Annotated in this window: 7 protein-coding genes and 4 pseudogenes; 5 read left to right on the top strand and 6 right to left on the bottom strand. The window is 42.5% G+C overall.

The annotated features are described in order from the left end of the window. The 5 genes from C3Z13_RS10885 to C3Z13_RS10865 form a co-directional block, all read right to left on the bottom strand. The coding region (locus tag C3Z13_RS10885) for a metal ABC transporter permease (RefSeq protein WP_146256898.1) at nt 1-321 on the bottom strand (321 nt) is incomplete at its 3' end. Then, entirely contained in the window at nt 318-1235 is a 918-nt protein-coding gene (locus C3Z13_RS10880) for an ATP-binding cassette domain-containing protein (protein ID WP_103855926.1), read from the bottom strand. The genes C3Z13_RS10880 and C3Z13_RS10885, both read right to left, overlap by 4 nt. After that, entirely contained in the window at nt 1225-2112 is an 888-nt protein-coding gene (locus C3Z13_RS10875; protein ID WP_103855925.1) for a metal ABC transporter substrate-binding protein, read from the bottom strand. The genes C3Z13_RS10880 and C3Z13_RS10875 overlap by 11 nt, the downstream gene beginning before the upstream one ends. Nucleotides 2113-2189: 77 nt before the next feature. Then, on the bottom strand, nt 2190-2519 hold the full coding sequence (locus C3Z13_RS10870) for a TusE/DsrC/DsvC family sulfur relay protein (protein ID WP_103855924.1): 330 nt from the start codon (nt 2517-2519) through the stop codon (nt 2190-2192). Between the two features lie 80 nt (nt 2520-2599). Then, nucleotides 2600-3262, bottom strand: a complete 663-nt coding sequence (locus C3Z13_RS10865) for a Bax inhibitor-1/YccA family protein (RefSeq protein ID WP_103852869.1) — start codon at nt 3260-3262, stop codon at nt 2600-2602. Nucleotides 3263-3437: 175 nt separating this feature from the next. On the opposite strand from C3Z13_RS10865, the pseudogene C3Z13_RS10860 reads away from it, so the two are divergent. Continuing rightward, nucleotides 3438-3876: pseudogene (locus C3Z13_RS10860) on the top strand (YcgN family cysteine cluster protein). Between the two features lie 59 nt (nt 3877-3935). On the opposite strand, the pseudogene C3Z13_RS10855 reads toward C3Z13_RS10860, so the two are convergent. Beyond that, nucleotides 3936-4324, bottom strand: a pseudogene (locus C3Z13_RS10855) (DUF805 domain-containing protein). Nucleotides 4325-4524: 200 nt separating this feature from the next. Between C3Z13_RS10855 and malQ the strand changes: the two are divergent. The 4 genes and pseudogenes from malQ (at nt 4525) to glgC (ending at nt 12293) form a co-directional block, all read left to right on the top strand. Then, a pseudogene (gene malQ, locus C3Z13_RS10850) lies at nt 4525-6650 on the top strand (4-alpha-glucanotransferase). Nucleotides 6651-6659: 9 nt separating this feature from the next. Beyond that, entirely contained in the window at nt 6660-8939 is a 2280-nt protein-coding gene (gene glgB, locus C3Z13_RS10845) for a 1,4-alpha-glucan branching protein GlgB (RefSeq protein ID WP_103855923.1), read from the top strand. A 12-nt stretch (nt 8940-8951) separates the two neighbouring features. Further along, nucleotides 8952-10954: pseudogene (gene glgX / locus C3Z13_RS10840) on the top strand (glycogen debranching protein GlgX). Between the two features lie 31 nt (nt 10955-10985). Beyond that, nucleotides 10986-12293, top strand: coding sequence for a glucose-1-phosphate adenylyltransferase (gene glgC, locus C3Z13_RS10835; protein WP_103855921.1), 1308 nt, complete (start codon nt 10986-10988; stop codon nt 12291-12293). Nucleotides 12294-12365 lie beyond the last annotated feature (72 nt).

The raw sequence follows: 12365 nt of genomic DNA, 5'->3' as shown, positions 1-12365 counted from the left end.
TAACCCGAGGGCAAAAAAGGTGGTAAAAATAAAACCGATCACCGCATCTTGACGTAAATTGGACAAGGATTTCACCCAGAGAATAGAAAGTGCGGCTAAAATTCCTGAAAAAAATGCGCCAATCACATAAGGAAAAGAAAAGGCATAGGCGATGGCAACACCAGGAACAACCGAATGAGAAAGCGCATCGCCAATCAATGACCAGCCTTTCAGCATTAAATAAGCGGATAAAAAAGCACAAATGCCGCCCACCATTGCGCTTAACACAAAGGCGTTAATCATATAATCATACTGGAAAGGTTCTAATAATAAGGCGATCATTGGCTGTTCTCTTTGTCAGTGCGACAGGGGCAATCTTCCAGATTACAATCACGCACGATTGGCGCAGGCGGATCGTTTTTCGTTTGTCCGTAAAATACAGCAGGCAGTTCATCATCGGTAAGCACCGTTACGGTGCGCTCGTCTTCATCATCGTGCAAATCACGCCCACTCAGTTTCACGTTACGCAGCACGCCACCGAATACTTGCTCTAAATTTTGCTGAGTAAAGGTGGTGGCGGTGCTACCCTGAGCAAGCACGGTGCGGTTAATCATAATCACTTGATCACAATAATCTGGCACTGCGCCTAAATTATGGGTAGAAACTAAAATTAAATAACCTTCTTCACGCAAGTTGGCAAGCAAGTCCATAATCGCTGCTTCCGTTTGCACATCAACGCCGGTGAAAGGTTCATCAAGCAGAATAATTTTACTTTTTTGTGCCAGCGCACGAGCCAGAAAAACGCGTTTTTTCTGCCCACCAGAAAGCTCGCCAATTTGACGCTGTGCGAGATGCGCGATATTTAAGCGCTCCATTGCCAGCTGAACTTCTTGTTTATCAAGTGCGGTGGGAATTCTGAGAAAATTCATATAACCATAACGCCCCATCATTACCACATCGTAAACGGATACGGGAAATTGCCAATCCACTTCTTCACTTTGTGGCACATAAGCGATTAAATTTTGCTTTAATGCCTTCTTAATCGGCTGACCGCACAGCAACACCTGCCCTTGTTGCGGTTTTACCAAGCCCATTAAACTTTTAAATAAAGTGGATTTCCCACTGCCATTCACCCCCACTAAAGCACAGGTTGTGCCACCTTGTAGCTGAAAAGACACATTATGAATGGCGGTATGTCCGTTGTTATAACGAACAGTTACGTCCTGTACTTCAATGGTGGGCTGATTATTGGGCATTTTCAAATCCTTCAATAATGGTGGAAATGGTGGTATTGAGCAAATCTAAATAGGTGGGAACTGGCCCTTTGGCGTTGGAAAGGGAGTCCACATAAAGTACACCGCCATAATGAATTTGGCTTTCTTTCGCCACTTGTTGCGCAGGCTTTGGCGAAATGGTGCTTTCGCTGAAAATCACCGGAATCTGATGTTGGCGAATTAAATCAATCATTTTACGCACTTGCTGTGGCGTGCCTTGTTGTTCTGCATTCACCGCCCAAAGATAAACTTCATTAAAACCATAATCTTGCGCTAAATAACTAAATGCCCCTTCAGAAGTGGCAAGCCAGCGTTGTGCTTGGGGAATTTTGTCCAATTTAGGGCGAAGTGTGCTATCTAAAGTGCGGATCTTTTTGGCGTAATTTTCTGCATTTTGGCGGTAAGTTTCGGCATTTTGTGGATCGTATTTGATCAGAGCATTTTTGATATTTTCTACATAAATTAATGCGTTGCTTGGCGACATCCACGCGTGGGGATTAGGGATTTTTTTCTCACCATTTTCTGCAATAAAAATAGGCTGAATGCCTGAGGTAACCACAACCGCCGGTTTATCTTGCACATTTTGGAAAAAACGCTCAAACCAACGTTCTAAGTTTAACCCGTTCCATAGCACAAGATCTGCCGACTGCGCTTTAACGATATCTTTTGGCGTTGGCTCATAGCCGTGAATTTCTGCGCCTGCTTTGGTGATGGATTCCACGCTGGCGGCATCACCAGCAATATTTTGCGCCATATCTTGAATAATGGTAAAGGTGGTAACCACTTTGAATTTAGCATAGCTTGCGGGGCTAAACAACATTGCGGCAGAAAGCGCGATGGTAGCGAACTGTTTCAACATAAATTCTCCTTTTAATGAATCGTTTTCCGCTATTATAAAACACAAAGCTCATCAAGTAAATACGAATGATTCTCAAATTATAGGCATTTTGCTGGTTTTGGTAACCCTGCCAGTTTTGTGGCTTGCTTGGCTGGCCCTTCAGGGAATAAACGTTGTAAATAACGGCTGTTACCCTTATCTTCGCCTAGTTTTTGTGCCATTGCTTTCACCAACATTCTGATCGCTGGTGAAGTGTTGTATTCCTGATAAAAATCACGCACAAAATAAATCACTTCCCAATGGGCTTCGGTTAAGCTCAGCCCCTCTTTTTCTGCAATGGCTAGTGCCACTTCGGGCGTCCATTGTGTTAAATCCAACAAATAGCCTTCGTTATCGGTTTCAATAGTCGTATCGTTAATATTGAGCATTGTTGTTTCCTTATTCATCTGTTTAATTATACAAAAACGCCCCTAAAAAGGGGCGCTGAATTTACCAATTAAAGCAATAATTAATCATTGCGTAAAATACCAAGCAAGTTTAATAAACTCACAAAGATATTATAAATAGACACATAAAGGCTTACTGTTGCGCGAATATAGTTAGTTTCGCCGCCGTGAATGATGCTGCTGGTTTGATATAAAATGCCCATACTAGAGAACACGATAAATAATGAGCTTAACGCCACATAGAATGCAGGCATTTTAAAGAAGAAGCTGGCGATCATTCCTACCACAAGCACGATAAACAAGGTAAACATCATACCAGAAAGGAATGACATATCTTTTTTCGTGCTGAGGACATAGAAAGAACAGGCAAAGAACACCGCAGCGGTGCCGCCAAGGGCAAGAGCGATTAAATCACCTAAGCCTGCGCCAATATACATATTTAATACTGGCCCTAAAGAATAACCAATAAAACCAGTTAAAGCGAAAGTGGAAAGAATCCCCCACGCACTGTTTTCTAAGGCGCTATTTAAAAATAATAAGCCATAAAAGCCCACCAATAACACACCAAAATGTAATGGGGCAACATTTAATGTCATTGCCACATAAGCAACAACCGCAGAAAAAGTTAAGGTTAACGCCAATAAGAAATAAGTGTTGCGTAACACCTTGTTGGTGGCCAACACCGATTCTTGACGGCTGTCTTCAACGATTAAACGAGATTGCATAAACGCTCCTGTTATTAATATAAAAATCAAGGTTATAAAGTATAGGCTAGTGGGGGAAAAGTCAATGAATGTCGATGGATTTTTATCAGTTTAACATTGGCTTGCATAGGAAAAAAACGTGAGGATTGTTATAATTCAACACAATTTTAAGAAATCAGCAACAAAACAAATAACAATGCTATTAGAAAAAAACTTTTGGCAGCATAAATCGCTGTTAGAAATGAATGAAGCAGAATGGGAAGCCCTGTGCGATGGTTGTGGCAAATGCTGTTATCGTAAATTTATTGAGGGCCGTGGGCGGCGCAAAAAGCTGTATTTCACTCGCATTGCCTGCAATTTGCTTGATTTAGACAGCGCGAAGTGCGGTAATTATGCGCAACGGTTTCAACTTGAGCCAGATTGTACCAAGCTCACCAAAAGAATTTGCCTGATTTCCATTGGCTGCCAGCTACCTGTGCCTATCGGTTATTATATGAAAATAAACCGCTGTTTGATTGGCATCCGTTAATTTCTGGCGATCCCAATAGCGTAAAGCTCGCGCATATTCCTATTGAAAACGGCATTCACGAAAAGATGTGATTGATTGGTTTGAGTTTGTGATTGATGATGAATAAAGATGAATAAAAAGAGCGGTAATTTTTACCGCACTTTTTCTATATATTTCTATATATTTTTAGATAGTGAATTTAGCGTGAGTGAGTTGCTCATTTACGGGATTTTTAGGATCTTCGCCAAAACGATTTCTCCCCCCGTGTTCCGTCTAAACAAGCAAAGATGAATAGCACAATAAAACCGATTACAGGGATAAAGCCAATTAATAACCACCAGCCTGAGCGATCGGTATCGTGTAATCGTCTTACTCTCACCGCTAAAGAGGGGATTAAGGTCGCAAGGCCATAAACGCCAGTAAATCCGAAATCGTTATTAAGTAAAACAAAATCGAGCATACCTAAAATTACATACAATAAAAAATCAACCGCCACAAACCACCAAAATTCTTTACGTCTTGCGCGCCCATTAAATTGCGCATAGTTTTTTAGTACATACAAATTACCAGTTCATTTTTATCCTTTAATTTTCCTTGAAAAATTTAATTATTCTAGAAATTGGCAATATCTCTGTCAATTAGCAATTTTTTGTCTTTAAAAGAAAAAATCTTTATTTGACGGAGATCACGAATTTAAAGGAAACCGTTTGCTTTTAACTCATTGATTTGTAGAATGAAGTTAATTCTCCAGTATTTATGGTTGTTGGAAAAGCATATGGATATTAGCGCAACACTTCAAGCAAAGGCTGAGAAATTAGGCATTGCCATTTCTCATTATGATATTGACGGCAATTTGATTTATGCCAATCCAGAGAGTTTGGCGTATTTTATTGAGTTGCTTTCCTTACAGAGAGAAAATCCAGAGGATATAGAAAATAAAAGAAAATAAAAGTGCATAAAAGTGCGGTGCAATTTGATGATGTTTTTGTGGCGCGGGAGGGAGAAACCATTGTTTATGATATTGCACGGTTAAATCTCGACAGCCATATTCTTCAAGTTACCTTATTTAATGAACAACATCAGCCTGTAACACCACTTTCCTTTTCTAATCATCAACTTTCTTTTCCTGCGAAGCCTTTTGGCTATTATCTTTTACAGCTTTCCAGCCACGAAAGAAACTACCACGTTCGCCTTTTGGTTAGCCCGAAAACCGCCTATCAACCTGCAATTTTTCAACAGCAAAAAGCGTGGGGCTTGAATGTTCAGCTTTATAGCTTACGTTCAGCACGAAATTGGGGGATTGGGGATTTTGCTGATCTGGCTTATTTGGTGGAACAGGGCGTGCTGTATGGGGCGGAATTTATCGGCATTAACCCGTTACACGCAATGTATTCTGCCGTGCCTGAATGGGCAAGCCCTTATAGTTCAGCATCAAGACGCTATTTGAATTGGCTTTACCTCGCCATTGACCAGCTACCTGAATTTAAATTGTGTAAATCTGTGCAAAATTGGCTGAATCAAGATAATGTTCAACAGCAACTCACAGCGTTACGTCAAGCGGAGCAAGTGAATTATACAGAAATAACTCAGCTAAAATTCACCGCACTTGAGAAACTTTATGCCTATTTCCAACGTAGCCGTGCGGCAAAAATGCAACAACGACAAAAAGCCTTTTCGGATTTTGTTAAACAACAGGGCAACGGCTTGTTATATCAAGGCTTATTTGAATGCTTAGATTGCCAAAGTTCCCATCAAGCCATTGAGCAAGAAGATCAAATTGGTTGGCTGGGTTGGCAACAATATCAACAGCTTAATGATAAACAACGGGATAAATTAATCCGTCAGCATAAAGACCAAGTGATGTTTTATTGCTGGTTACAATGGCTGGCGCAAGAACAACTTAATGATCTGCAAACCTTATGCCAAGCGAAAGGAATGCGCTTAGGTATTTATGGCGATTTAGCCGTAAGTAGCTCAAGGGGCAGTGCCGATGTGTGGGCAGATCCTGATTTATATTGCATTCAGGCTTCTGTCGGCGCACCGCCCGATCCTTTAGGGCCCGTGGGGCAAAATTGGAATATTCCGCCTTATAATCCGACTGAGTTGAAAGCTCGAGGTTTCCAACCGTTTATTGAATTATTGCGTGCCAATATGCAACATTTTGGCGTGTTGCGTATCGATCATATTATGGGGCTGTTCCGTTTATGGCTTATTCCGCCAGAAAAAACCGCAGCCGATGGGCTTTATGTGCATTATCCTTTTGCTGAATTAATGGCGATTTTAGCCATTGAAAGCCAACGAAATCAATGCTTTATCGTGGGTGAGGATTTAGGTACTGTGCCTGATGAAGTGCGGTGGAAATTGAACGAATTTCAGATTTTTTCTTATTTTGTGCTGTATTTTGAAAAACAGGGTTTGCATTATCCTGATAAAAAGACCTTTCCACAAAATGCTTTTGCCACTATCGGCACGCACGATGTTCCCTCACTCGCGAGTTTTTGGCATTGCCGTGATTTAGCCCATTTTGCTCAGCTCGGCATATTGGCAGGCGAGGGGCTAAAACAAAAATACGATCAGCGGTTATTAGATAAACAAGCCTTATTAAACAGCTTGCACCGCGATCAATATTTACCTGACGATTACTGGGGCGATGCCCTCACAATGGCAATGCACCAAAATTTAATGCGTGTGATCCACCTTTATTTAGCCGAAAGCCAAACCAAGCTTATCGGCGTTCAACTGGAAAATTTAATTGAACAGGAAATTTCCTTCAATCTGCCCGGCACGTCAATGGAATATCCAAATTGGCGTATGAAATTAGCCCGAACCATTGAGGACATTTTTTCTGATAAAAATATCACCGCACTTTTAACTGAAATTAACCAAGCACGTCAGCGATAAGAGGTTTATATGAATACATTGCTTCCACAACAAGCCATTAATGCCTTTTTCAACGGCACGCATTCCGATCCCTTTTCTGTGCTGGGTATGCACGAAACAGAAAAGGGCATTGAAGTTCGCGTATTATTGCCTGATGCCAATCAGGTTAAGGTGCTGGATAAAGACAATCCAAGCAAGGTTTATCCCTTAGATTGCCTTGATGAACGTGGCTTTTTTGCGGGTATCATTCCAAACACACACAGTTTTTTTGCTTATCAATTAGAAGTCTATTGGGGTAATGAACCACAGATTGTAGAAGATCCGTACCGTTTTCACCCAATGATTCAAGAGCTGGATAATTGGCTATTGGCGGAAGGCTCACATTTACGCCCTTATGAAATTTTAGGTGCGCACTTTATGCAATGCGAGGGCGTATCAGGTGTGAATTTCCGCTTATGGGCACCGAATGCGAAGCGGGTTTCGGTGGTGGGTGATTTCAACTATTGGGACGGTCGCCGCCACCCGATGCGTTTTCATTCCTCAAGTGGTATTTGGGAGCTGTTTATCCCTAAAGTGGCACTGGGTCAATTGTATAAATTTGAATTATTGGATTGTAACGATCAGCTCCGTTTGAAAGCCGACCCTTATGCCTTTAGCTCACAGCTTCGTCCTGATACTGCTTCGCAAATTAGCCCATTGCCGAATGTGGTGGAAATGACGGAAAAACGTCGCAAAGCCAACCAGTTTGATCAGCCGATTTCCATTTATGAAGTGCATTTAGGCTCTTGGCGGCGAAATCTCGCGAACAATTTTTGGTTAGATTACGATGAAATCGCTGATGAGCTGATCCCTTATGTGAAAGAAATGGGTTTCACCCATATTGAATTTTTGCCGTTGTCAGAATTTCCTTTTGACGGCTCTTGGGGTTATCAACCTATCGGGCTTTATTCCCCAACTAGCCGTTTCGGCACGGCGGAGGGCTTTAAACGTTTAATCGAGAAAGCTCACGAGGCGGGAATTAATGTGATTTTAGATTGGGTTCCAGGGCATTTCCCAAGTGATACCCACGGTTTGGCAGCCTTTGACGGCACGGCGTTATATGAATATGCCGATCCGAAAGAGGGCTATCATCAAGATTGGAACACGTTGATTTATAACTACGGTCGTTATGAAGTTAAAAACTTCTTATCTGGCAATGCGTTATATTGGCTAGAACGCTTTGGTTTAGACGGCTTGCGTGTGGACGCGGTGGCATCAATGATTTACCGTGATTACAGCCGTGCTGATGGACAATGGATTCCAAATCAATATGGCGGTCGGGAAAATTTAGAGGCGATCGAATTTTTAAAACACACCAATTATGTATTGGGAACAGAAAATGCGGGGGCGATCACCATTGCGGAAGAATCCACTTCTTTTGCGGGCGTTACGCACCCACCGCAAGATGGCGGGCTAGGTTTCCACTTCAAATGGAATATGGGGTGGATGAACGACACGCTATCCTATATGCAAAAAGATCCCATTTATCGCCAACATCACCACAGCCAAATGACCTTTGGAATGATGTATCAATACAGCGAAAATTTCGTGCTTCCTCTTTCGCACGATGAAGTGGTACACGGCAAAGGCTCGCTTATCGGCAAAATGCCCGGTGATGCGTGGCAAAAATTTGCCAACCTACGGGCATATTATGGCTATATGTGGGGCTATCCAGGGAAAAAATTGCTCTTTATGGGTAATGAATTTGCTCAGGGGCGAGAATGGAACTATCAAGAAAGCCTTGATTGGTTCTTGCTCGATGAAAATATCGGCGGAGGCTGGCATAAAGGCGTGCAAAAATTTGTGCAAGATTTGAACCGCACTTATCAAACGCACCCCGCTTTATATGAGTTGGATTATGACCCTGCAGGCTTTAATTGGCTTGTGGTGGACGACTATCAAAATTCCGTGTTCGTGTTTGAGCGTTGCAGCCGCGATGATGAGCGCATTATTGTAATCAGTAACTTTACGCCAGTGCCACGTTATGATTATCGCTTTGGCGTGAATGAAGCAGGGGAGTATGAAGAAATTCTTAATTCTGATTCGGCATTTTATCAAGGCTCAAATTTAGGTAATCAAGGCGTGGTGGTGAGTGAATCCATCGCGAGCCACGATAAAGCCCAATCCATTTCCATCACCATCCCGCCACTGGCAACCTTGTATTTGAAATGGAAGAAACCTGCAAAAGCGGAAAAAACGCACAAGCCTCAAAGCACAAAAGACAAAGGGGTTAAAGTTGCCAAAGGGCAAAGAACAAATAAAAGAAAATAGGCAAGATAAGCAATGATCAACACGGCAATCGGCAAACCTTACCCCTTAGGAAGTACCTTTAGTCGCCCGCAGACGGGAAGTCATCAAGGCGAGGCGGGTGGAACTTCGCGATTTTTTCTGCCTGTGCGGAAAATGTCAGATTATGCTTATTTTTTGATGGGCAAGAGTTGCCTTTAGAAATGTATCAAACGGGGGATATTTGGCATTTGTGGGTAGGGGATTTGCCTTATGGCACAGAATACGGCTTTCGGCTTGAGGGCAAAGCGGGGACGTTGTGCAACCCGCAAAAATTAATGCTCGATCCTTATGCCAAAGCGGTGATCGGTAAGCCAGATTTAAGCAGTACGGAAAAGTGTGAATGGTTTTTGTTAAGCGATCGTCGAGATAACGCCAGCCTCGCCCCGAAAGCGGTGTTAGTTGATGAACACTTTGATTGGCAAGGGGATAAACCACTTGCTACCCCTTGGGCGGAAACCTTGATTTATGAATTGCACATCAAAGGTTTCACCCAGCTTCGCCAAGATTTACCCGAAGCCATTCGTGGCACTTATGCGGGTTTAGCGCACCCCACAATGATTGCCTATTTAAAAGAACTCGGCATAAGTGCGGTGGAAATTTTGCCAATAAATTATCACCTTGATGAACCCCATTTACAGGAAAAAGGCTTAGCTAATTATTGGGGATATAGCCCTTTAGCGATGTTTGCGGTGGAGTCGGAATATTGGTCGGGGCAAGCTGGTACAACGCCATTAAGCGAATTTAAAACAATGGTTCGCGCACTTCACCAAGCGGGCATTGAAGTGATTTTAGATGTGGTATTCAACCACAGTATGGAATCAGAAAAACATTTTCCAACCTTTAGCCAGCGTGGAATTGATGATCGGACTTACTATTGGCAAAACGAGCAGGGTGAATATCTAAACGCCACAGGCTGCGGCAATACCTTAAATTTAGCCAATGATATTACTCGCCGCTGGGTGTTGGATTGCTTAATTTATTGGGTGGAAGAATGTCATATTGACGGTTTCCGTTTTGATCTCGCCACAGTGCTAGGCAGAGAAACCCCAGCTTTTAACCCACAAGCACAGCTGTTTGCAGAAATTGCACAAGAGCCACGTTTACAGCACTGTAAATTTATTGCAGAACCTTGGGACATTGGCGAGGGGGGCTATCAAGTGGGCAATTTCCCGCCTTATTTTGCCGAATGGAACGATCGCTTTCGTGATGATCTGTGTCGTTTTTGGTTATGGAAAAGTGGGGAGCTGGGTGGTTTTGCTCAACGCTTTGCAGGTTCAAGTGAAATTTATCAACACAGCGGGCGAAAACCCCATCATTCGATTAATTTTATCACCGCTCACGATGGCTTTACCCTGTGCGATCTCACCAGCTATAACCAAAAGCATAATCTCGCGAATGGGGAAGATAATCGTGATGGTCGCAATGAAAATTACAGTTATAACCACGGTATAGAGGGCGTGGAAAATATTCCCGATGACGTGAAATATCAACGCTTTTTAACTTGTTGCGGTTTGCTTGGCAGTTTGTTGCTTGCCAACGGTACGCCAATGCTGTTAGCGGGCGATGAATTTGGACATAGCCAACAAGGCAACAATAACGCCTATTGCCAAGATAATGAAATCACTTGGCTAAATTGGCAAAAATTTCAACCGCACTTATTTGAAGCTACAAAACAGTTCATTGCCTTGAGAAAAGCGATACCGAGTTTACAACGCGATGAATGGTGGAGTGAAAAAAATGTGCAATGGCGAAATGTGCAAGGGGAAATAATGACAGTGGCGGATTGGCATAATCCGCACAGCAAAGCAATGCAAATCCAGTTAGATGAAGACTGGTTACTTTTAATCAATGCAAAAGCAGAATTACAAACATTCTTGTTGCCTGAAGGGAAATGGGAAGTTGTATATTGTGGTGCGTCAGTACAAATGCAAGGAAATCGATGGGCTGTAAATGATCTCGCATTCGTATGTTGCACGAAAAAAGGAAATGACTATTGAGCAATCAATAAATTAATGCGAGGAAAATGCAATGAGCAACAGTATTTCAAAATCACCCAATAAATATGATCTTGTGAAAGATACCTTGGTGTTAATTCTTGCGGGTGGACGTGGTTCAAGACTTTATGAGCTAACAGATAAACGCGCAAAACCGGCACTTTATTTTGGCGGCAACAGACGAATTATTGATTTTGCGTTATCCAACTGTATTAACTCAGGGCTAAACCATATTGGTGTGGTTACCCAATATGCAGCACATTCATTATTACGCCATTTACAAAAAGGCTGGTCGTTCTTGCCACAAGAGCGTGGTGAGTTCATTGATATGCTCCCAGCGCGTCAGCAAATTGATGATTCCACTTGGTATCGTGGCACGGCGGACGCAGTGTATCAAAATATGGCGATTATTCGCGATCATTACTGCCCGAAATACATTCTGATTTTGGCAGGCGATCACATCTACAAACAAGATTACAGCCAAATGTTGCTCGATCACGTTTCTAGCAATGCAAAATGTACGGTGGGCTGTATTGAAGTAGAGCGAGAAAAAGCCTGCGAATTTGGTGTAATGGCAGTGGACGAAAATCTTAAAGTAAAAGCCTTTGTGGAAAAACCGAAAGATCCCCCAGCAATGGCAGGCAAACCTAACGTATCCTTAGCTTCGATGGGAATTTATGTATTTAACGCCGATTATCTTTACGATATTTTAGAGCGTGAAGTGAACACCCCTTACACCTCCCACGATTTTGGTAAAGACATCTTACCGAAATGCCTTGAAGAAGGCACATTGTACGCCCACCCATTTAGCCGTTCTTGTATGGGACGTAACACCGATGGCGAAATTTACTGGCGTGATGTGGGAACATTGGATAGTTTTTGGCAATCCAACATCGATTTAGTCTCCGAAAATCCGCAGTTGGATATTTACGATCAACGCTGGCCGATTCGCGGTAACCCAACGCAAACTTATCCATCAAAATTCTTTTATAGTAAATCGGACATTAAGCCCGTCGATAACTGCTTGATTTCGGGCGGTTGTGTGATCACCGATGCGTCAATTAGCTATTCGGTGCTGTTTGATCGCGTTACGGTGCAAGAGGGATCGCTCGTCGATCATAGTGTGGTGTTGCCACAAGTTACTATTGGCAAAAATTGCATACTCAAACGTTGCATTGTGGATCGTCATTCGGTGATTCCTGACGGAATGCAAATTGGTGTTGATTTAGAACTTGATAGCAAACGCTTTAGAGTAAGTAGCGGTGGGGTAGTGTTAGTTACTGCATCAATGTTAAAGAAGTTAAATGGTGAAACAGTTGCGTTTGAAGCGCATTTAGATTAATACGACGTAAAGAGAAGTGCGGTGAAATTTTGCGAAATTTTCACCGTATTTCTCTGTTTTAAGGATAAAAAA

The sequence above is a fragment of the Avibacterium endocarditidis genome (assembly GCF_002921145.1).
GTDB lineage: Bacteria > Pseudomonadota > Gammaproteobacteria > Enterobacterales > Pasteurellaceae > Avibacterium > Avibacterium endocarditidis.
Note: the sequence above shows the minus strand (reverse complement) of the source record. Positions and strands in the feature narration are given on the sequence as shown.